The 20,365-nt window shown below is 67.6% G+C and carries 18 protein-coding genes; 9 read left to right on the top strand and 9 right to left on the bottom strand.

Annotation, left to right across the window (positions count from 1 at the left end):
• Window positions 1-8: 8 nt before the first annotated feature.
• The 3 genes from ABNQ39_RS25900 (at window position 9) to ABNQ39_RS25890 (ending at window position 1,636) form a co-directional block, all read left to right on the top strand.
• The gene (locus tag ABNQ39_RS25900; protein WP_376963712.1) at window positions 9-356 is read left to right on the top strand and encodes a RidA family protein; all 348 of its coding nucleotides are present in this window, start codon (window positions 9-11) and stop codon (window positions 354-356) included.
• A gap of 135 nt (window positions 357-491) precedes the next feature.
• Window positions 492-1,256: a transporter substrate-binding domain-containing protein gene (locus tag ABNQ39_RS25895; RefSeq protein ID WP_376963709.1), complete on the top strand. Its 765-nt coding sequence runs from the start codon at window positions 492-494 to the stop codon at window positions 1,254-1,256.
• 32 nt (window positions 1,257-1,288) lie between these two features.
• Window positions 1,289-1,636: a RidA family protein gene (locus ABNQ39_RS25890; RefSeq protein ID WP_098736858.1), complete on the top strand. Its 348-nt coding sequence runs from the start codon at window positions 1,289-1,291 to the stop codon at window positions 1,634-1,636.
• A 37-nt stretch (window positions 1,637-1,673) separates the two neighbouring features.
• Here the strand turns inward: ABNQ39_RS25890 and ABNQ39_RS25885 are convergent, their stop codons facing one another.
• The 5 genes from ABNQ39_RS25885 to ABNQ39_RS25865 form a co-directional block, all read right to left on the bottom strand.
• Window positions 1,674-2,975, bottom strand: coding sequence for a four-carbon acid sugar kinase family protein (locus ABNQ39_RS25885; protein ID WP_376963706.1), 1,302 nt, complete (start codon window positions 2,973-2,975; stop codon window positions 1,674-1,676).
• 5 nt (window positions 2,976-2,980) lie between these two features.
• A complete protein-coding gene (locus ABNQ39_RS25880) occupies window positions 2,981-4,261 on the bottom strand; it encodes a ribulose-bisphosphate carboxylase large subunit family protein (protein ID WP_376963703.1) in 1,281 nt (426 codons plus the stop codon).
• Window positions 4,262-4,273: 12 nt separating this feature from the next.
• A complete protein-coding gene (locus ABNQ39_RS25875; protein ID WP_376963700.1) occupies window positions 4,274-4,813 on the bottom strand; it encodes a VOC family protein in 540 nt (179 codons plus the stop codon).
• A gap of 64 nt (window positions 4,814-4,877) precedes the next feature.
• Entirely contained in the window at window positions 4,878-6,773 is a 1,896-nt protein-coding gene (locus ABNQ39_RS25870) for a TRAP transporter large permease (RefSeq protein WP_376963697.1), read from the bottom strand.
• A 49-nt stretch (window positions 6,774-6,822) separates the two neighbouring features.
• Window positions 6,823-7,863, bottom strand: a complete 1,041-nt coding sequence (locus ABNQ39_RS25865) for a TRAP transporter substrate-binding protein (RefSeq protein ID WP_376963694.1) — start codon at window positions 7,861-7,863, stop codon at window positions 6,823-6,825.
• 142 nt (window positions 7,864-8,005) lie between these two features.
• On the opposite strand from ABNQ39_RS25865, the gene ABNQ39_RS25860 reads away from it, so the two are divergent.
• Window positions 8,006-9,094: a LacI family DNA-binding transcriptional regulator gene (locus ABNQ39_RS25860; protein WP_376963691.1), complete on the top strand. Its 1,089-nt coding sequence runs from the start codon at window positions 8,006-8,008 to the stop codon at window positions 9,092-9,094.
• 74 nt (window positions 9,095-9,168) lie between these two features.
• On the opposite strand, the gene ABNQ39_RS25855 is transcribed toward ABNQ39_RS25860, so the two are convergent.
• The 3 genes from ABNQ39_RS25855 to ABNQ39_RS25845 form a co-directional block, all read right to left on the bottom strand.
• On the bottom strand, window positions 9,169-12,357 hold the full coding sequence (locus ABNQ39_RS25855) for an efflux RND transporter permease subunit (protein WP_376963689.1): 3,189 nt from the start codon (window positions 12,355-12,357) through the stop codon (window positions 9,169-9,171).
• Between the two features lie 102 nt (window positions 12,358-12,459).
• Window positions 12,460-13,623, bottom strand: coding sequence for an efflux RND transporter periplasmic adaptor subunit (locus ABNQ39_RS25850; protein WP_376963686.1), 1,164 nt, complete (start codon window positions 13,621-13,623; stop codon window positions 12,460-12,462).
• A 5-nt stretch (window positions 13,624-13,628) separates the two neighbouring features.
• Entirely contained in the window at window positions 13,629-14,405 is a 777-nt protein-coding gene (locus ABNQ39_RS25845) for an alpha/beta hydrolase (protein WP_376963683.1), read from the bottom strand.
• A gap of 234 nt (window positions 14,406-14,639) precedes the next feature.
• Between ABNQ39_RS25845 and ABNQ39_RS25840 the strand changes: the two genes are divergently transcribed.
• On the top strand, window positions 14,640-14,846 hold the full coding sequence (locus ABNQ39_RS25840) for a hypothetical protein (RefSeq protein ID WP_376963681.1): 207 nt from the start codon (window positions 14,640-14,642) through the stop codon (window positions 14,844-14,846).
• A gap of 143 nt (window positions 14,847-14,989) precedes the next feature.
• Here ABNQ39_RS25840 and ABNQ39_RS25835 read toward each other — a convergent pair whose 3' ends face one another.
• Entirely contained in the window at window positions 14,990-15,403 is a 414-nt protein-coding gene (locus ABNQ39_RS25835; RefSeq protein WP_376963678.1) for a winged helix-turn-helix transcriptional regulator, read from the bottom strand.
• 94 nt (window positions 15,404-15,497) lie between these two features.
• Here ABNQ39_RS25835 and ABNQ39_RS25830 point away from each other — a divergent pair, with 94 nt between their 5' ends.
• The 4 genes from ABNQ39_RS25830 to ABNQ39_RS25815 all read left to right on the top strand — a co-directional run bounded on the left by ABNQ39_RS25830 (window position 15,498) and on the right by ABNQ39_RS25815 (window position 20,363).
• On the top strand, window positions 15,498-16,451 hold the full coding sequence (locus ABNQ39_RS25830) for an aromatic alcohol reductase (RefSeq protein ID WP_376963675.1): 954 nt from the start codon (window positions 15,498-15,500) through the stop codon (window positions 16,449-16,451).
• Window positions 16,452-16,916: 465 nt separating this feature from the next.
• Window positions 16,917-18,242, top strand: a complete 1,326-nt coding sequence (locus tag ABNQ39_RS25825; protein WP_376963672.1) for a solute carrier family 23 protein — start codon at window positions 16,917-16,919, stop codon at window positions 18,240-18,242.
• 158 nt (window positions 18,243-18,400) lie between these two features.
• Complete coding sequence (locus ABNQ39_RS25820) at window positions 18,401-19,108, top strand: hypothetical protein (protein WP_376963669.1); 708 nt, start codon at window positions 18,401-18,403, stop codon at window positions 19,106-19,108.
• A gap of 241 nt (window positions 19,109-19,349) precedes the next feature.
• Window positions 19,350-20,363 carry a LysR substrate-binding domain-containing protein gene (locus ABNQ39_RS25815; RefSeq protein ID WP_376963666.1) on the top strand — a complete coding sequence of 338 codons (1,014 nt, stop codon included), beginning with the start codon at window positions 19,350-19,352 and terminating at the stop codon, window positions 20,361-20,363.
• Window positions 20,364-20,365: the final 2 nt, after the last annotated feature.

Raw genomic sequence — 20,365 nt, 5'->3', positions numbered from 1 at the left:
ATCCCACAGTGACGATCCAGCGCTTCCACCTGACCCCGCGCCTCTGCGACATGGTCATCCACAAGGACACCGTCTATCTCGCCGGCCAGATCGTCGATGATGGATCGACGACCGTGGAGGCGCAGACCCGCGACGTGCTGCGCCAGATCGACAATTTGCTGGCCGAGGCCGGCACGTCGAAGAGCAACCTCCTGACCGCCACGGTCTATCTCGCCGACATCGCCACCTTCCCCGAGATGAACGCCGCCTGGGACGCCTGGGTCGACAAGGCCAACCCGCCCGCCCGCGCGACGGTCGAGGCCCGGCTGGCCGACCCGTCGATCCTGGTCGAGATCGTGGTCGTCGCGGGACTCTGACCTGGAGTGTGGTCGGTTCAAGCGGAATCGCTTGAAGCGTGAATCACACGGAAAACCAAAAGCTAAGAGCCCGTCCGGTGCTTACAGAAGCACCGGACGGGCTCTGAAACATCTTCGCCACTTCCGGAGCCTGCCATGAAGCGCCTCGTCACGGGCGTTGCCGCCCTCCTCTTGCTTGCGTCCGGCGGCGTCGCCGCCGCGCAGGAGATCCGCATCGCCACCGAAGGCGCCTATCCGCCCTTCAACTTCACCCAGCCCGACGGCAAGGTGGCGGGGCTGGAGGTCGATCTCGCCAATGCGCTGTGCGAGCGGATGAAGCGCCCCTGCACCGTGGTGGCGCAGGAGTGGGACGGCATCATTCCGGGTCTGCTGTCGAAGAAGTACGACGCCATCATGGCGACGATGAACATCACGCCGGAGCGGGCGAAGGCCATCGGCTTCTCCACCCCCTACATGGTGGTGCCGGCCTATTTCGTGGCGCCGGCCAACTCCGCCATCGACGGCTCGCCGGCCAGCCTGCGCGGCAAGACCATCGGCGCCCAGGTCTCCACCACCCATTCCCGCTATGTCGAGAAGCATCTCGGCAGCGACGCGACGCTGAAGACCTACGACACCGCGTCCAACCTGCTGGCCGATTTGAAGGCCGGGCGGCTCGACGCCGCCATCACCACCGGCGCCACCGCGTCAGACTGGGTGAAGGGCGACGGCGGCAAATCGGTCAAGCTGGTCGGCCAGCCGGTGATCGACGCCGAGGTGTTCGGCCCCGGCATCGGCGTCGGGCTGCGCAAGGAGGACACGGCACTGAAGCAGTCCTTCGACGAGGCGATCCGCGCCGTCGTGCAGGACGGCACGCTGGCGCGCATCGCCGCCCGCTACGTCGATTTCTCCATCACCCCCTGAGTTCTTCTTAAAAAACCAAGGAGCAGTTCCCCGTGATCAAGCGCATCGAGAAGACCAAGATCATGCACCGCGTCGTCGTCAACAACGGCACGGCCTATCTCGGCGGCATCATCGCCGACGACGTCAGCGTCGGCATGGGCGGCCAGGTCACGCAGATCTGCGGCAAGCTCGACCAGGTGCTGGCGCTGGCCGGCAGCGACAAGACCAAGCTGCTGTCCGCCCAGCTCTTCATCACCAACATGGGCCTGAAGGACGAGATGAACGACGCGTGGCTGTCCTGGCTGGACGGCAACGACCTGCCGGCCCGCGCCACCATCGGCGTCGCCGATCTCGGCAAGCCGGAAATCCTGATCGAAGTGGTCGTCACCGCCGCCGTCTGATCGGCGATTGCAGAAGGCTCTCCCCTCGGGGAGAGCCTCACCCCAGCAACCGCTCGAACAGATCCTCGCCGCCCATCTGCCCGCCTTTCAGCATCAGCTCCAGCCCATCGACCGCCGGATCGTCGGCATGGGTGCGGCTGACGGTGACGCCCGGCGCCAGCGTGCAGCGGTAGGACAAGCCCCAGCAGCCCAGCGCCCGCACCGCGAGGCTGGAGGTGTCGCCGCCGGCAATCCCGACCCGGCGCAGAGCCACCCGCCGCAGCACCGCCGCGACGAAATCCGCCGTCGCCGCCGCGACCCGCCCGGCCTGAGCGGTGTCTGCCGTCCCGGCCTCTGCCGGTGCCGTCCACACCAGCGTGTGGCGCCCGGCCGCCAGCGAGGCCGCCACCTCTCCCAACAAAGTTTCCGCATAGCCGGGGTCGCCGCACAGCGCCGCCGCGTCGGCCTGGATGCGCGTGTAGGATCCCGCCGCCTCGATCTGCCGCCGCGTCACCGGCGACAGGCTGCCCGCCATCAGAAACACCGGCCTGTCCGTCGCAGCCAGCGGCACCTCTTCCGTCACTGAAGCGTCGGATCCGCCATTCCAATGCGCCACCAGCGCCTGGGCCACGCTGCTCGGCCCGACTGCCAGCAACGGCTCGCGCTCGGCCCGCTGCCAGATCAGCCGCCCGACCGTGGCGAGATCCTCGGCACGCGCCACATCCAGCAGCAGCGCCGACGGCCCCTCCGCCAACAGCCGCTCAAGCCGCCCGTCCAGCGCGTCACTACCCAGCGCATAGTCCGGGAAATGCAGCGCCGCCATCCCCCACAGCCCCTGCGCGGCCAGATGCCGGCGCAGGTCGGCCTCCGCCATCGGGGTGACGGGATGGACGCTCATCGTCGGGTGACGGTCGATGCGATGGACCACGCCGCCGGTGCCCGCCGCCGCGAACAGGGTGCTGAACAGGCAATAGCGCCCGATGTTCGGCTGGCCGCCCACCACCGGGCGGAAGCGGTTGGGGAAATGCGGAGCCAGCGTCCGCACCGCCTCGCCGATGCTGCCGACTTGGGGTCCGCTGTCGAAGGTGGAGCAGCATTTGTAATGCATCACCGGAACGCCGAGCGCCGCGAAGAAGCGGCCGACCGGCTCCAGCTCCGCCCGCATGGCGTCGGGCGCCATGCTGCGCGCCGCCCCGGCGATGCCCACCGCGTCCAACTGCCCGGCTTCCCCCAACCGGGCGACGTCCGGCACGTCGAGGAACAGCAGCGCCCGCTGCCCGGCCTTCGCCAAGGCGGCCAGCGTGTCGGTTGCCCCGGTGAAGTCGTCGCCGTACCAGCCCAGTCGGGGAGTCGCCACCATCGTCCTCAGCCCTTCTTTCCGAAGAAGTCGAGCGACCGCCGCAGTTCCGGCTGCCCTGCCGCCGCTTCGTCCAGCGTGCGCCCGGCCCGCACGGCGTCCCAGGCCTGCCGGATGCTCCGCACGCCGGCCGCCGGCCCGTCGGGATGGGCCATGATGCCGCCGCCGGACATGAACATCAGGTCGGCGGTCCCCACCGCCTCCCAGGTGACCGGCACCGTGCCGGCCCATTGCCCGGAGGAGAAGGCCGGCATCACGGCGTCGGAACCGTCCGCCGCATCCGCCGCCAGCGGCGCCAGACAGGCGCGCGCCCCCTCGATCACCTCGTCGTCGGGCTGGGCGAACTTGCCGTTCAGCCCATGGACATGCATGTGGTCCACGCCCGTTAGCCGCCACAGCGCCTGATAGGCGTCGAAACCGATGCCCAGCAGCGGATGGCGCGACAGGGCGCCGAAGCCGTTGCGGTGGCCGTGCAGCGCCAGCCCGCTGTGCCGGCGCAGCGTCTGCACCGCCGAATACCCGCACCAGTTCAGGCTGACCATGATGCAGGACCCGCCCTCGCGCTCCACCAGATCGGCGTGGCGGCGCATGGCGTCGGTCTCGTCGGTGATGTTGAAGGCGACCATCACATGCTTGCCGGTGCGGTCCTGGTGGCGGCGCACCCGGTCCATCACCGCCGGGATGCGCTGGGCCAGCGGCGCATGGGCCGGATCGGCGCAGATCTCGTCGTCCTTGATGAAGTCCAGCCCGGCGGCGCACAGCGTGCCGACCAGTTCGCCGGTCTCTTCGGCCGACAGCCCGACATTCGGCTTGATGATGGAGCCGACCAGCGGCCCGTCCGCCACCCCGGTCAGCCGCCTCGTGCCGGCGACGCCGTGGCGCGGCAGGTCGAACTGCGCGCGGTAGGCCTGCGGGAGGCGCAAGGACTCCAGCCGCAGCCCCGTCACCTCCCCCAGGTCATAGAGGTTGCCGGCGACCGTCGCCGCCAGCGTCGGCAGGTTGGCGCCGATGTTGGCGGTGGGGAAGGAGATGGTGACGCGCGCCCGCTGCCAGGGCCCTGGATTGCGCTGCCGCTCCAGCCACGTGTTCGGCAGGGCAGGGGTCTCGGCGACGTCCAGTTTTTCCACCGATTCGACGATGGCGCGGGCACGGGCCCGCAGGTCGTCGGTCTCGCCATGGACGCGGGTGAAGGTGCCGCAGGACTGCTCCCCCGCCATCACCTCGGCCACCTTGGCCGGGGCGAGCGGGGTTTCGATCAGGTATGTGGCTTCGATGCGGTCGGCGTGCATGTCGGCCGCCCCTTACAGCTTGCTCAGGTCCGGGAACGGCCGCACCGGGTCGCTGCCGTCCCAGCCCATCGACGCTTCGCGGATCAGGTCGAACATCTTGCCCTTCGGCCCGGCGACCTCGGACAGCTCGATCACCGTGCCGGGATGGTATTCGGTGTCGAAATAGATGAAGCGGCCCTTCTCGCCGACCTCGCCGCTCATCACCGGCTTGAAGCCCTGCGCCAGCAGACGCTCCAGATCGGCGTCGTAATCCTCGGTCCAGTAGGCGACATGCTGCAGCCCGGTGTTCCCGGCCTGGAGGAAGTCGCGGTACATCGACGGCGCGTCGTTGCGGGTCTGGATCAGCTCCATCTGCAACGGGCCGGAGTTGGCCAGCGCCACCGAATTGTGAACCTCGTAGGACTCGCCGCGGTAGGTGTAGTTCCGGATTGGAACCCGCTCGTTGTAGAACCAGGGCCCGATGCCGAGCGTGCGGCTCCAATAGTCCATGGCGGCTTCGATGTCGCGCACGACGTAGCCAGCCTGACGGATCTGGCCGAAGAATCGGCTCATTGAGGGAACTCCGGATAAGAGGAAAACGGGTGGCTTTAACGGGCCCAGAACCCAAGCCCGCTGGTCAGCGGGCGAGGAAGCCGGTCGAAATCCAGGGAATGGCGGCGACGATCACCAGCCCGACCAGCAGGGCGCCGACATAGCCCCAGATGTGCTTCAGGCCGTCGTCGGGATTGACCTTGCTGATGGCGCAGGCGCCGTAGTAACCGACGCCGAAGGGCGGGGCGAACAGGCCGATGCCCATGGCGAAGATGACGACCATCGCATAGTGGACCTCATGCACCCCGGCCGCGCGGGCGATGGGGAACAGCAGCGGTCCGAACAGCACGATGGCGGGGATGCCCTCCAACACGCTGCCCAGGATGATGAAGGCGACGATGGAGATGGCGAGGAAGCCGTAGGCGCCGCCGGGAATGCCGGCCATGAAGCGCGCAAGGTCGGAGGAGAAGCCGGACTGGGTCAGGCCCCAGGCCATCGAGGTGGCGCAGCCGACGATGAAGATGATGGCCCCGGTCAGCGATGCCGTCTCGATCAGCATCGGCTTCAGCCGGCGCCAGTCGAACTGGCGGTAGATCAGCAGCCCGGCGAGGGTGGAATAGGCGATGCCGATGGTCGACACCTCGGTCGCCGTCGCGATGCCCTCGACCACCGCGGCGCGGATGACGAAGGGCAGCAGGATGGCGGGCAAGGCCACCATGGCGAGCCGGGCGATCTCGCGGCCGGCGGTGCGCTCGACGTGGCTCAGATCCTCGTTGCGGTAGCGCCGCCAGACGACGAAGCACAGGCAGGCGCCCAGAACCACGCCCGGCAGCATGCCACCGGTGAAGAGCGCGGCGATGGACACGCCGGTGACCGAGCCGATGGTGATCAGCACGATGCTGGGCGGGATGGTTTCGGTCTGCGCGCCGGTGGCGGACAGCAGCGCCACCAGATCGCCCGGAGGGGCGCCGCGCTTCTTCATTTCCGGGAACAGCACCGGGGCGATGGCCGCCATGTCGGCGATCTTCGAACCGGAGATGCCGGAGACCAGATACATCGCGCCGATCAGCACATAGGACAGGCCGCCGCGCACATGGCCGAGCAGGCTGGCGAGGAACTGGATCATGGCGCGGGCCATGCCGGTCATCTCGATCAGCAATCCCAGGAAGACGAACAGCGGCACCGCCAGCAGGATCAGGTGGCTCATCCCCTCGTCCAGCCGGCCGACCATCACCAACAGCGGCGTCGAGGTGGTCAGCGCCAGATAGGAGAAGGTGGCGAGCGCGAAGGAGAAGGCGATGGGCACGCCGGCAAAGACGTTGGCGGCGACCAGCCCGACGAAGAAGATGACGAGGTTCAACTGCCCCAGCGGCTTCAGCATCGGCCCGGCGACCCAGAAGCCGGCGACGATGGCGCCGGTCACCAGCGCCGCCGCCAGCACGGTCAGGGGCCTGGCGACGCGCAGCAGGCGGAACAGCGCCGCCACCAGCATCAGCCCCAGCCCGACCGGCAGGGCGGACGCCCGCCACGCGTTGGAAATCTCCATCGCCGGGGTGGTGATGAACTGCTCCTCCATCGCGTAATCGACGGCGTGGTACAGCACCAGCGTCAGGAAGGCGATGGGGGCGGTGATGGCGATGCATTCCAAGAGGCTGCGCGCCTGCGGGCCGACGCGGCTGACCAGCCCGGTCATCCGCATATGCTCGCCCCGGCGCAGCGCCACCACCGCGCCCAGCATCGACAGCCACAGGAACAGGATGGAGGCCAGCTCGTCCGACCACACCAGCGGGGTGTGGAACAGGTAGCGGGCGGTGACGCCGGCCAGCAGGACGACGATCTCGACCAGCACCAGAAGGCCCGCCACGACCTCGACCCCGACGGACAGGCCGTGGTCGATCCTGCGCAGCAGCGAGCCGCCGCCGGCACCCAGAGTGCCGGGAGCCTCGGCGAAGCCGTGGACCGGCTCGGACATGTGGGACATGGCGGGATGTTCCTTCATGGAAGAGGACCGGAAAGGACTGCGGCTGCGGTCAGGCGAGCTTGCCGACCGCCTCTTCCAGCAGGCCCCAGGCCTCGTCGCCGAAACGGCCCTTCCATTCGCCGTAGAAGCCGCTGTCGCGCAGCTTGGCGCGGAAGCTGTCGGGCGCCGGCTGGTTGAAGGTCAGACCCTTCGATTCCAGGTCGGCCTTGACCGACTGGTTCAGCGCCTTGATGTCGCCGCGCTGGGCCACGCCGGCATCGTTGATGGCGTTGGCGACGATGGTCTGCATGTCCGCCGGCAGGCCCTTCCAGGCGCGGCCGTTGGCGATGAACCAGAAGCCGTCCCAGATGTGGTTCGACAGCGAGCAGTATTTCTGCACCTCGTACAGCTTGGCGACCTGGATGATCGGCAGCGGGTTTTCCTGCGCGTCGACGATCCGGGTCTGCAGCGAGGAATAGACCTCGCTGAACTGCAGGCTGGTCGGGGCGGCGCCCAGCCCCTTGAACATGGCGATGCTGAGCGGGCTGACCGGCACGCGGATCTTCAGGCCGCCCATGTCGGCGGCGGAATTGATCGCCTTGTCGCCGCTGGTCATCTGGCGGAAGCCGTTGTCCCACATCTTGTCGAAGGCATAGAGCCCGACCTTGGAGATCGCCTCGCGGACATGGGCGCCCAGCTTGCCGTCCATCGCTTTCCAGACCTGATCGTAGTCGGAGAAGGCGAAGCCGACCGCGTTGATCGCGGCGACCGGCACCAGCGTGGCGATCACCAGCGCCGACGGGGTGAAGAAGGTCAGGCCGCCGCTGCGCACCTGGGACAGCATGTCGGTGTCGCCGCCAAGCTGGTTGTTCGGGAAGATCTTGACCACGACCTTGCCGTTCGACTCCTTGGCGATCCGCTCCGCCGCCTCGTTGGCGCGGACGTTCAGCGGATGGGTCAGCGGCAGGTTGTTGCCGTATTTCAGCTCGAACTCGGCGGCGCGCGCGATGTGCGGCATGCCGATGACGGCACCGGCGGCACCGATTGCCGGAATGGCGGCGGGGGTGGCGGCGATGGCCTTCAGCATCGTGCGGCGGCTCAGACTGGTCATTTCAAACCTCCCATGGATTACCGGCCGACGTTGCTGTTTCCGGCCTTGCGTTTCTGATGTGATCTGATGTCAATTGATGATTGTTGGATGGACGGTATGTCCAGCGCCGACAAGTGTCAAACACCGAAATTGATGGTTTTTGATGGTTTCATTGAAGGACGATCCGGAAATTGCCGCCGGACCCCGCGGCCTGCCGCGGGTGGTCGACATCGCGCAGGCGGCGGGTGTCTCCACCGCCACGGTGGACCGCGTGCTGAACAACCGGCCAGGCGTGCGCGCCGCCACCGTGCAGCGGGTGCTGAAGGCGGCGGCGGAGCTGGACTATCTGCCTGACGGCGACCTCTATGCCGCGGCGGGTCAGAAGCCGATGCGGCTGTCCTTCCTGCTGCCCGCCGGCAACAACCGTTTCCTGACCGGGCTCGGCGAGATGATCCGCCGTGCCGACGCCATGCTCGCCCCGCACGGGGTCAAGGCGCAGGTGGAATTCATCAAGAGCTTCAATCCGGAACTGCTGGCGCGCAGCCTGTTCCAGCATGGCCGCCGCGCCGACGGCGTCGCCTTCATGGCGCTGGAGCATCCGGCAGTGCGCGAGGCGGTGGACGCGCTGGCCGACCGCAATGTGCCGAGCGTGACGCTGATCTCCGACATCCTGAACTGCCGGCGCGCCGGCTATGTCGGGCTGGACAACCGCGCGGCCGGCCGCACCGCCGGCTACCTGATCGCACGCTTTTTGAAACACCGCCCGGCCAAGGTGGCGATGATCGCCGGCAGCCTCAGCTACCGCGCGCACGAGGACCGCGAGATGGGCTTCCTCCATGTCCTGAAGGAGATCGCCCCCGACATCGAGGTTGTGGGGCTGCGCGAAGGCCATGACGACGAGGGGAAGAGCTACCGCCAGACCCGCATGCTGCTGGGCCTGCATCCCGACCTTGCCGGGGTCTACAACATCGGCGGCGGGGCGGAGGGCGTGGCCCGCGCGCTGAAAGAGACGCGGCGGGAACGCGAGATGATCTTCATCACCCACGGCCTGACCACTGAAACGCGCGGCCTGTTGATCGACGGGGCGCTGGACGCGGTGATCACCCAGGATCCGCGCAACACCCTGTCGGCCTGCGTCGGCATCTTCACCAACCTGCGCGCCGGCCGCCCGCCCATGCAGGCGGTGGAAAGCCCGCGGGCGGAAGTGATCTTCCGCGAAAACCTGCCGAAAAACATGCTGCCTGACGAATAAAAAAAGAGCGGTGCGGCCCTCGTGAGGCCGCGCCGCCCTTTTTCATTCAACCCGTCGTCATCAGGCCATCGTCATCACCCCATCTTCCACTCCGCCGGCGGCGCCCCGCCTTCCGCCGGCGCGTCCGCCCGGCGCTCCGCTCCGGCCAGCTTGCGCAGCAGCACGTAGAACACCGGGGTCAGCACCAGACCGAACAGCGTCACGCCGATCATGCCGGCGAACACCGCCACACCCATGGCGTGCCGCATCTCGGCACCGGCCCCGCTGGAGGTCACCAGCGGCACCACGCCCATGATGAAGGCGATGGAGGTCATCAGGATCGGCCGCAGCCGCAGCCGGCTCGCCTCGATGGCCGCCTGCACCACGCCGCGTCCCTCATGCTCCAGCTCGCGGGCGAACTCGACGATCAGGATGGCGTTCTTCGCCGACAGGCCGACCAGCACCATGAAGCCGATCTGCGTGAAGATGTTGTTGTCGCCCCCTGTCAGCCACACCCCGAACAGGGCGGACAGCACGCTCATCGGCACGATCAGCAGGATGGCGAGCGGCAGGGTCAGGCTTTCGTACTGCGCCGCCAGCACCAGGAACACCAGCAGCACGCTGATCGGGAACACCCACAGCCCCGCATTGCCAACCAGGATCTTCTGATAGGTCAGGTCGGTCCATTCCAGCTTGACGCCGCGCGGCAGCACTTCCGCCGCGATGCGCTCCGCCGCCGCTTCCGCCTGTCCCGAGGAGAAACCGGGCGCCGGCCCGCCATTGACGTCGGCGGCGGTGAAGCCGTTGTAGCGCACCACCATCTCCGGCCCGTAGCCCGGCTGCACCGTGACCAGCGAGGACAGCGGCACCATGGTCCCCGCCGCGTTGCGGGTCTTCAGCACGCCGATGTCGTCGGCGGTGTCGCGGAACGGCGCGTCGGCCTGCACCCGCACCTGGTAGACGCGGCCGAAGGCGTTGAAGTCGTTGACGTAGAGCGAGCCCAGATAGATCTGCATGGTGTCGAAGACGTCGGCGACATTGACGCCCAACTGCTTGGCCTTCACCCGGTCGAGATCGACGTCCAACTGCGGCACGTTGATCTGGTAGGCGGAGAAGGTCGGCCCCAGCTCCGGCGTCTGCGCGGCGCGCTTGACGAAGGCGTTCACCGCCTCGCTCAGCGCCTCGTAGCCGAGGTTGCCGCGGTCCTCCAGCTGCATCTTGAAGCCGCCCAGCTGTCCCAGCCCCATCACCGGCGGCGGCGGGAAGATGGCGACGAAGGCCTCCTTCAGCCCGGCATAGCGCTGTTGCAAATCCATGGCGATGGCGCCGGCCGACAGCGACGGATCCTTGCGCTCGGCGAACGGCTTCAGCGTGACGAAGACGATGCCGGCGCTGGACGAGTTGGTGAAGCCGTTGACCGACAGGCCGGGGAAGGCGACGGCGCTCTGCACGCCGGGACGCTTCAGCGCGATGTCGGTCATCTCGCGGATCACCGCTTCCGTGCGGTCGAGCGAGGCGCCGTTGGGAAGCTGGGCGAAGCTGATCAGATACTCCTTGTCCTGCATCGGCACGAAGCCCGACGGCACCGAACGGCCGAGCAGCACCGTGGCGCCGATCAGCAGCGCATAGACCGCCAGCATCACGCCCTTGCGCCGCACCACCCCGCCGACGCCGCGGCCGTAGCCCTCCGACGCCCGGTGGAACACCCGGTTGAACAGCCGGAAGAAGCCGCCGAACACCCGGTTCATCGCCCGGGTCAGCCAGTCCTGCGGCTCGTCATGGCCGCGCAGCAGCACCGCCGCCAGGGCCGGCGACAGGGTCAGCGAGTTGAAGGCGGAGATCACGGTGGAGATCGCGATGGTCATCGCGAACTGCTTGTAGAACTCGCCGGTCAGGCCGGTCATCGCCGCCAGCGGCACGAAGACGGCGACCAGCGTCAGCGCGATGGCGATGATCGGGCCGCTGACCTCCTGCATGGCGCGGATGGTGGCGTCGCGGGCCGACAGGCCGGACGCGATGTTGCGCTCGACATTCTCGACCACGACGATGGCGTCGTCCACCACGATGCCGATGGCCAGCACCATGCCGAACAGCGACAGCGCGTTGATCGAGAAGCCGAAGGCGAGCAGCAGCGAGAAGGTGCCGACGATGGAGATCGGCACCGCCAGCAGCGGAATGATCGACGCCCGCCAGGTTTGCAGGAAGACGATCACCACCAGCACGACCAGCGCCACCGCCTCCAGCAGGGTATGCACCACCGCCTCGATGGAGGAGCGGACGAACTGCGTCGGGTCGTAGACGATGGAGTAATCGACGCCGTCGGGCATGTCGCCCTTCAGCTCCGCCATCACCTTGCGCACCTCGTCGGAGATGGCGAGCGCGTTGGCGTCCGGCGTCTGGGTGATGCCGAGCGCCACCGCCGGCTTGTTGTCGAGCAGCGAGCGCAAGCCATACTGCGCGGCGGCCAGTTCCACCCGCGCCACGTCGCGCAGCCGGGTGACGCCGCCGTCCCCGCCGGTCTTCAGCACGATGTCGCCGAACTCGTCGGCGGTCTTCAGCCGGCCGCGCGCGTTGATCGACAGCTGCATCGGCACGTCGGGCAGCGAGGGCGAGGCGCCGATCACGCCGGCCGCCACCTGGACATTCTGTTCGCGGATGGCGTTGACCACGTCGGTCGCGGTCAGCCCGCGCTGCGCCACCTTGCCGGGGTCGAGCCACACCCGCATGGCATAGTCGCCGGCCCCCCACACCTGCACCTCGCCGACGCCGGAAATGCGGGTCAGCCGGTCCTTGACGTTCAGCACCGCGTAGTTGCGCAGGTACGTCATGTCATAGCGGTCGTTGGGCGACAGCAGATGCACGACCATGGTCAGCGTCGGCGAACTTTTCACCGTGGCGACGCCCAGCCGCTGCACGTCGGCCGGCAGCCGCGGCATCGCCTGGGCGACGCGGTTCTGCACCAGCTGCTGCGCCTTGTCCGGGTCGGTGCCCAGCTTGAAGGTCACCGTCAGCGCCAGGTTGCCGTCGCTGTTGGCCTGCGACTGCATGTAGAGCATGCCTTCGACGCCGTTGATCTGCTCCTCCAGCGGGGAGGCGACGGTCTCGGCGATGACCTTGGGGTTGGCGCCGGGGAACTGCGCGCGCACCACGACGGACGGCGGCACCACCTCCGGATATTCGGAAATCGGCAGGCGGAAGACCGCGATGGCCCCCGCCAGGAACAGCGCCACCGACAGCACGCCGGCAAAGATCGGCCTGTCGATGAAGAATTTCGAGATGTTCATCTGGGGTCTCCCAGGCTGCACGCTCCCCATCCCTCCCCGCGTCCGGCAAGGAATGCCGGGCGAGGAGGGTTAGGTAAGGCGCATGCCTTCCTTGTTCGTGTCTTAGCGGGCCGCCGTCTGGGTTTTCTCCGTCCCCATGGCGACCGTCTTCGGCGTCACCGCCATGCCCGGCCGGGCGTGCTGCATGCCGTTGACCACCACCTGCTCGCCGGCCGACAGCCCCGCCGTCACCACGCGCAGCCCGTTCTGCAAGGTGCCGAGCTTCACCGGCCGGTATTCCACCTTGTTCTCCGGCGTCACCACCAGGACGAACTTCTTGTCCTGGTCGGTGCCGATGGCGCGGTCGTCGACCAGCAGCGCGTCATAGGGCTTGGTGCCCCCCACCTTCACCCGCGCATAGAGCCCCGGCACCAGCGTGCCGTCGTCGTTGTCGAAGCGGGCGCGCACGCGGATGGTGCCGGACACGCTGTCCAGCCGGTTGTCGACATGCTCGACCATGCCCGAGCGCGAATACTCCTCCTCGTTGGCAAGGCCGAGCTTGACCGGGATCGTGCCCGAATCGCGCATCGGCGCGATGTGGCGCAGATAGGTCTGCTCATCGACGTCGAAGGAGGCGTAGATCGGCGATTCCGACACCAGCGTGGTCAGCGGTTCCGCCGCCGCACCGGCGGCCACCACATTGCCGAGCGTCCGTTCCGCCCGCGACACCCGGCCCGACACCGGCGCCGTCACCCGCGTGTAGCCGAGATTGAGCCGCGCGATGTCCAGCGCCGCCTGCGCCGCCTTCAGGTTGGCGGCGGCTTCGCGGGCGGCATTGTCGCGCTGGTCCACGGTGCTGCGCGAGATGGTGTCGTCGCGCACCAGCTTCTGCGCGCGGTCGAGGTCGGCGACGGTGAAACGCACCCGCGCCTGCGCCGCGGCGACCTGCGCCTCGGCGCGCGCCACCTCCGCCTCATAGGGGCGGGGATCGATGGTGAACAGCACGTCGCCCTGTTTCACCAGGGCGCCGTTGCGGAAATGCACGGCGACGATGGTTCCCGGCACCTGCGGCCGGATGTCGACGCGGTCGACCGCCTCCAGCCGGCCGGAATAGGACTGCCAGTCCGTCACCGGCCGGGCCAGCACGGTGGCGACATCCACCTCGGCCGGCGGCGGAGCGGGGGAGGCCGTTTGTGCTTCGGCCGGGCTTCGCAGGGTGACGGCGCCGGTCAGCGCCGCCACGGAAACACCGGCCGCGATCAGAAGGGAAAGTGTCTTGCGGGCCATGACGTTTACCTGTTGCTCGAAGGATGGGAAGGAGCGCCGGTCAGGCGGCGCCGGAAGAAATCGGCCGCGGCGGCCAGCGCCGGCGGGTGGTTGGCGAGGCCGGCATGGCTGACCCCGGCGAAGCGGGTGACCTCGGTCGGCACCCCGGCGTCGATCAGCCGGGCGGCATAGCTTTCCGCCTCCGGCCGCAGCACGTCGTTCTGCGCCGTGGCGATCAGGATCGGCGGCAGCCGGCCGAGCCGGCGCGATTCCAAGGGTGCCGCATAGGGATGCAGCCGCAGCGCCGCCTCCGGCAGATAGGCGCGGTAACAGCGCGCGCAGTCCGTCACGCTGCCCTCGCCGTCCCCAACCCGCGTCAGGCTGGGATCGAGCATCGGCCCGAACAGCGCCTGCGCCGCGATCTCCGGCCCGCCGCGGTCGCGGGCGAGCAGGGTGAGCGACACCGCGACATGCCCGCCGGCATCATGGCCGGCGACGCCCAGCGGCCCGGCCCGTTCGGCCAGCCACACGGCGGCGGCATGGGCATCCTCGATGGCGGCGGGAAAGGGATTTTCGGGGGCCAGCGCATAGCCGACCGCCACCACCAGCGCCGGAATGCTCTCCGCCAGCGCCATCGCCGTGATCTCCACCTCTTCGACGGAGCCGGAGGTGAAGCCGCCGCCATGGAAATACAGCAGTCCGGGCAGCGGCCCGTCTGCTGTCGACCGGTTGGCCGCCGGCCTGAACAGGCACAGCGGAACCTCGCGGCCTTCCACCATCAGCGACGTGCGTGAACGTTCCATCCCGATCCGGCGACCAGCGCCCCTCCTGCAATGCGGCAAGAGGGATAATGTGCGAGCGTCCGGGTGGGATAAAGCCGCTGCGGCTGGGAACAGAATTCAGCCGGGACGAACAATCGGGGTAGGGTGGCGCGGGGTGTTCGCTAGAAATGGACTATTGGGGCGGGGTGACGTCCCGGCGCGAAGGGCGTTCGCATCCGGCGGCACGATCCTATATGCTCAACGGAAAGCATAACGATGGAGGAAGCGAAAATGCGCTATCACATCACGGGGAGTTCTCAAGTCGGCGTTATGGGCCTGAAGCGGGACACTCTTGAAGGGGCGCTTAAGAAGGCCAAGGAACTCCGCGAACAAGGCACCTATAACGACGTGCAGATCATCGACATCGAGACGGGAGATATCGTCAAAGAGCCGTTGTCCGACGGCGATCAGGCAGGGAATTGAGCCATGCCGATGCGGACGGCACTCCGCTGCGGTTCGTGACTGCCTACCCCTTCCTATAGCCAGCCGGGAGTTTTGACCTTCGGGATCCGGGAGGAATGGAACAGAAAACCGGCATGAGGACGTTTGACGCCTCGGGCCAGCTGCTATGGCTCTTCACCAGGGTGATTTCTGTCAAAAATCTCCCGTGCCGTCCGAAAGCTGTCCGCGTTCTCGACGATCCACGTCCATAAGGGAACCATCCGGACAAGCAGCTCCAGGCCGGACTCGGACAGCCGATACTCGACGTGCGGCGGTACCTCCTCGAAGTCGTGACGGATCACCAATCCGTCACGCTCCAATTGGCGAAGGGTGCGCGTCAGCATCCGTTGAGTAACACCGTGCATGCGCCGGCCGATGTCTGCATGGCGCAGTTGGCCGTACACGCCGAGCGTATGAATGACGCCGAGCGACCAGCGACTGCCGGCATGGGCCAGCACTTCACGCCGTAATCCGTCGTCGTCGTCTCTGAGGCCGTCACAGACGGTCTGGGAGTATTTGAGAATGTCGTCCCGGTTCAAGGATTCGACCCCAGTATCACGCATGTACCTTCTTTCACGCTTGCATATGGGTTGCTAGCTCTTGGCGGCAACCAATGCTGAATGGGTCAGAACGATGAACGAAGCAGTTTCCGCCGTAAAGTCACGAAACATCCTCGTGCTGGGTGCCGGCGAACTCGGCATGCCGGTCTTGCGCAATCTGGCGCATCGCGCAAAGAGCGTGGACGGAGCCAGGATCAGCGTGCTGTTGCGCGCCAGTGCCGTTGCATCCGACGAACCGGCCAAGACGCGCGATATCGGCGAGATTCGCGACCTCGGGATAGAGGTCGTCGTGGGCGATCTGGTGAAGAGTTCGGTCGACGAGCTTGCGTCGGTTTTCAAGCAGTATGACACCGTGGTCGGATGCGCCGGCTATGCCGCCGGCATCGACACGCCCATGAAGCTGGCCAAGGCCGCCTTGCAGGCGCGGATCCCTCGTTACTTTCCGTGGCAGTTCGGCGTCGATTTCGACGTGATCGGCCGTGGCAGCCCACAGGACATTTTCGACGCACAACTCGATGTGCGCGCGCTCCTGCGCGGGCAGAGCGGGACCGAGTGGGTCATCATCTCCACCGGCATGTTCATGAGTTATCTCTTCGAGCCGGAATTCGGTGTCGTCGATCTGGAAAACAGCGCGGTCCATGCGCTTGGCAGTCTCGACACCGCCGTGACGCTGACCACGCCCGACGACATCGGCGCATTGACTGCCGAGGTGGTGTTTGCCGAGCCGACCATTCGCAATGAGATCGTGTTCCTGGCAGGCGATACCGTGACCTATGGGGAGGTTGCGGACAAGCTGGAGACGGCTTTGGGGCGTCCCTTCAGCCGGTCGGAATGGACCGTACCCTTCCTGATGGAAGAGCTGGCGCGCGACCCGCAGAACATGATGCGCAAATATCGTGCGGCTTTCGCCTTGGGGCGCGGAGTCGCCTGGGACAAGGCCGGGACGTTCAACCAGCGCAATGCCATCCCGGTCACCGACGTAACGGCCTGGATTGGCGCAAACCTTACCTCGCTTCGGAACGCGTAGCCGCCTGACGATGGCGCAACCGCTGCGGTCTGCAAAGCCTTTCCCATTTTTACGGATGGCGCTCGCCCTATCCCAGCAGGCCGTGGCGCGCAATCCAATATCATCATTGCCTTTTTCTGCGCGCTTACAGCCGCATACAGCTTTTTCTGGCAACCGATACTGCCACCGGCGGCCCTGTTTGACTGGGGGACTTGAATTGGACTGTCCGACCCGCTGCTGTTCGCCCTCCCAATAGGGCCAGTCGCCTTCCATAGGGCGTTCGATGAAGAGTCTCAACCCGCTCGTGGATTTCACAGCGCAGCACCAACCGTTCCCACATCCGCGGGGATTCGAAGGTCCGCGTCTTCGTGTCCAAGCCCACACCGCACAAAAATGTGGCGCAATGCCCTCGCGGGCGCCAAAAAGCGGGCGACGTTTTCCCACCGGCAACAGCGCCGTTCCACCTCTCTTCGGACAAGACCCTCCATGGCAGATTTCTTCCCGCGCTGGCCGCTTGCGACCGGCCCCGTCGTCCAGCCGGACGAGCGCCTTCCCTGGGGCTCGACCCTGACGCTCGGCGTCCAGCATCTTGTCGCCATGTCCGGCTCGACCATCCTCGGGCCGCTGCTGATGGGGTTCGATCCGAACCTCGCGGTGCTGTTCTCCGGCATCGGCACCCTGCTGTTCCTCGTGCTCACCGCCGGGCGGGTGCCGAGCTATCTCGGTTCCTCCTTCTCCTTCATCGCCGTGGTCATCGCGGTGACCGGCTACAGCGGCCAGGGGCCCAACCCGAACATCGGGCCGGCGCTCGGCGGCATCATCGCGGCAGGATTCGTCTATGTCCTCATCGGCCTGCTGGTGAGCTACACCAGCACCAGCTGGATCGAGCGGCTGATGCCGCCGGCGGTCACCGGTGCGGTCGGTGCGGCCATCGGCCTCAACCTGTCGCCGGTCGCGGTCAAGGGCATCGAGGGCAGTGGCCCGCACATCCTCGTCGCCCTGTTCACCCTGCTCGCCACCGCCCTCATCGCGGTCTACGCCCCGCTTGCCATACGCCGGGTGTCGATCCTCGTCGGCATCGCCGCCGGCTATGTCTTCTATGTCGTGCTGGCCAACGGCATGGGCCTGCTGCCGCCGGTCAGCTTCGCCGAGCTGGACGCCGCCCCCTGGTTCGGCATGCCGGCCTTCCGCACGCCGACCTTCGATGCCGGCGCGATGGCGCTGGTCGCCCCCATCGCCTTCATCCTCGTCGCCGAGAATCTCGGCCACATCAAGGCCATCGGCGCGATGACCGGGCGCAACCTCGACCGCTTCATCGGCCGCGGCTTCATCGGCGACGGCATCGCCACCATCGTGTCTGGCAGCGGCGGCGGCACCGGCGTCACCACCTATGTCGAGAACATGGGCGTGATGGCGGTCACCCGCGTCTTCTCCACCCTGATCTTCGTCGTCGCCGCCGTCGCCGCCATCCTGCTGGGCTTCTCGCCGAAGTTCGGCGCCCTGCTGCGGACCATCCCGGCCCCGGTGCTGGGCGGGCTGGCGACCGTCGTCTTCGGCCTGATCGCCGCGGCGATGGTGCGGCTGTGGGTCGACAACCGCGTCGATTTCTCCGATCCGCGCAACCTCATCACCGTCGGCGTGACGCTGGTGCTCGGCGCCGGCAACTTCACTGTCACCGCCGGCGGCTTCTCCATCGGCGGCATCGGCACCGCGACCATCGCCGCACTCGGCCTCTACCAGCTGCTCGGCATCGGTCGGGCGCGCGGAGTCTCCCGCACCGCCTCAGGCACGGACGGCGCGACGCTTCACTGAGGGCGCGTCCCGCGCCGCCGCTCTCCCGGCAATTGCCGGTGACGGCGGCGGCGCGCCCGTCCTCCACAGCGCACCCAAATTTCACAAAAACTCTCCATCAAAGGACTAAAGTCCTATACCCTCTCCGCATTTGGTCCACCCACTTGCGGAGCCTTGCCATGCCTCTCGATCCCCGCGGCTTCACCGGCGACAATTTCCCCCGCTGGGCCGAAGAGCCGCCGACCCCGTCCGAAGGCGCACTGGTCCCCGGTTCGCAGTTCCATGAGGAACAATGGATCATGGCCGCCGGCATGCTGGCCCGTGGCAACAGCTTCCTTCAGGTCTCGCGCGCCATGGGGTGCAGCCGGACGACGCTCTGGCGGGCCTATTACGGCTCCAAGGATTTCCGTCACAGGGTTTGGTGGGAGCGGCAGGCGCTGAACCGCGAGGCCGAGCTGCGCCTGTCCTCCCTGCGCGTGCTGGTGGCCGAGCAGATCGAGCGTCTGGTCACCTCCGGCGACCCCGCCACCGTGCGCTGGCTGGCCGAGCGGCTCGGCCTCATCCCCGGTCTCGGAAGTGCCCGCACGCCCTCGCGGGACAGCCGGGAGATGGCGGCGGAGGCGCGGTCCGAGGACAGGCCGCGGGCGCCCCGCCCGGAAGACCCGCCCGCCGTCACCGTCCCCGAACTCGACGACGACATCCCCGGCGCCATCCGCGAGCGCTGCCCGCCCAGCCCGGCCATGGTCGCCGCCGTCGTCGCCCAGCCGGAGGCGCCGGGACCGAAGGGCGCCTTCCCCTGGACCGTCAACCAGTATGAGGAATACCCCAACCTCAACCCCGGCCCGGTGTCCCGCCGCGGCGCCGGCCCGTTCTCCGGGCGCCGGTAGCATGGAACATCCGCCGGAAAGCGTTCCACGCCGTTCCACCCGATTCCCCCTCTCCCCCCCGGGGAGAGGGTCGGGGTGAGGGGGATGCACGGCGTGGCTTTCCCGAAGGTCCCGCCGCGCGACCCCCTCACCCTAACCCTCTCCCCGGGGGGGAGAGGGGACTCTGCCGATTGCTATTCGCCGTTCTTCGGCGGACACTCTCCCGACTTGCGGGAGCCGCGATTGAAAGGACGGGGTCCGTATGGACAAGCTGCATGCGATGCGCGTCTTCATCCGGGTGGTCGAGGCGAACAGCTTCTCGAAGGCGGCGGAAACGCTGGGGCTGCCGCGCGCCTCGGTGACGACGACCATCCAGAATCTGGAGGCGGCGCTGGGCGTGCGCCTGCTCCAGCGCACCACGCGCAAGCTCAACCTGACGCTGGACGGCGCCGCCTATCTGGAGGGCGCCAGCCGCATCCTGTCGGAAATCGACGAGATCGAATCCACCTTCACCAGCGCCCGCAAGACGCCGCGCGGCCGGTTGCGGGTGGACATGCCGGGCTCCATCGGCCGGCTGGTCATCATCCCCTCGATCCACGAGTTTCACGAGAAATACCCCGACATCGAGCTGATGCTGGGGCTGGGCGACCGCGCCGTCGACCTGATCCAGGAGGGAGTTGACTGCGTCGTCCGCGTCGGCGAACTGGCGGATTCGAGCCTGCTGGCGCGGCGCATCGGCGCCATGCAGCCGATCACCTGCGCCAGTCCTGGCTATCTCGCCGAGCATGGCGTGCCCAGGACCATCGAGGAGCTGGAGCGCCACATCGCCGTGAATTACTTCAGCAACCGCACCGGCCGGAACATGGAGCTGTGCTTCCAGCGCGACGGCGAGGTGCAGGAAATCACCATGAAGGGCGTCATCTCGGTCAACGACGCCGACGCCTATGTCACCTGTGGTCTGGAGGGGCAGGGCATCCTGCAGCCCGCCCGCTTCATGGTGCTGCCGCACCTGCGCAGCGGCGCCCTGCGCGAGATCCTGGCCGACTGGCGCCCGCCCCGAATCCCGATTTCCGCCGTCTACCCGCAGAACCGCCACCTGTCGCCGAAGGTGCGGGTCTTCGTCGACTGGCTGGCCGAACTGTTCGAGCGCTGCCCCCTGCTCCAGGGCGAGGATCTGCCGGACGACAGCTGCGAGAAACACAAGGCCGAGAAAACCAAGGCCGAGAAAAGCAAGGCGCCGGCGGAGCGGGAGGAGGTGCGCGAGTGCGTGATGTGAGG

Origin of the sequence: Azospirillum sp. A26 (assembly GCF_042604635.1) — a bacterium.
GTDB classification, from domain to species: domain Bacteria; phylum Pseudomonadota; class Alphaproteobacteria; order Azospirillales; family Azospirillaceae; genus Azospirillum; species Azospirillum palustre.
Note: the sequence above shows the minus strand (reverse complement) of the source record. Positions and strands in the feature narration are given on the sequence as shown.

What these genes read in the sequence shown, in the direction of transcription:
- ABNQ39_RS25895 (WP_376963709.1), top strand. Translation starts at nt 492, where the DNA reads ATGAAGCGCCTCGTCACGGGCGTTGCCGCCCTCCTCTTGCTTGCGTCC.
- ABNQ39_RS25885 (WP_376963706.1), bottom strand. Translation starts at nt 2,975, where the DNA reads ATGGTGGCGACTCCCCGACTGGGCTGGTACGGCGACGACTTCACCGGG.
- ABNQ39_RS25880 (WP_376963703.1), bottom strand. Translation starts at nt 4,261, where the DNA reads ATGCACGCCGACCGCATCGAAGCCACATACCTGATCGAAACCCCGCTC.
- ABNQ39_RS25875 (WP_376963700.1), bottom strand. Translation starts at nt 4,813, where the DNA reads ATGAGCCGATTCTTCGGCCAGATCCGTCAGGCTGGCTACGTCGTGCGC.
- ABNQ39_RS25870 (WP_376963697.1), bottom strand. Translation starts at nt 6,773, where the DNA reads ATGTCCCACATGTCCGAGCCGGTCCACGGCTTCGCCGAGGCTCCCGGC.
- ABNQ39_RS25865 (WP_376963694.1), bottom strand. Translation starts at nt 7,863, where the DNA reads ATGACCAGTCTGAGCCGCCGCACGATGCTGAAGGCCATCGCCGCCACC.
- ABNQ39_RS25860 (WP_376963691.1), top strand. Translation starts at nt 8,006, where the DNA reads ATGGTTTCATTGAAGGACGATCCGGAAATTGCCGCCGGACCCCGCGGC.
- ABNQ39_RS25855 (WP_376963689.1), bottom strand. Translation starts at nt 12,357, where the DNA reads ATGAACATCTCGAAATTCTTCATCGACAGGCCGATCTTTGCCGGCGTG.
- ABNQ39_RS25850 (WP_376963686.1), bottom strand. Translation starts at nt 13,623, where the DNA reads ATGGCCCGCAAGACACTTTCCCTTCTGATCGCGGCCGGTGTTTCCGTG.
- ABNQ39_RS25845 (WP_376963683.1), bottom strand. Translation starts at nt 14,405, where the DNA reads ATGGAACGTTCACGCACGTCGCTGATGGTGGAAGGCCGCGAGGTTCCG.
- ABNQ39_RS25840 (WP_376963681.1), top strand. Translation starts at nt 14,640, where the DNA reads ATGGAGGAAGCGAAAATGCGCTATCACATCACGGGGAGTTCTCAAGTC.
- ABNQ39_RS25830 (WP_376963675.1), top strand. Translation starts at nt 15,498, where the DNA reads ATGAACGAAGCAGTTTCCGCCGTAAAGTCACGAAACATCCTCGTGCTG.
- ABNQ39_RS25825 (WP_376963672.1), top strand. Translation starts at nt 16,917, where the DNA reads ATGGCAGATTTCTTCCCGCGCTGGCCGCTTGCGACCGGCCCCGTCGTC.
- ABNQ39_RS25820 (WP_376963669.1), top strand. Translation starts at nt 18,401, where the DNA reads ATGCCTCTCGATCCCCGCGGCTTCACCGGCGACAATTTCCCCCGCTGG.
- ABNQ39_RS25815 (WP_376963666.1), top strand. Translation starts at nt 19,350, where the DNA reads ATGGACAAGCTGCATGCGATGCGCGTCTTCATCCGGGTGGTCGAGGCG.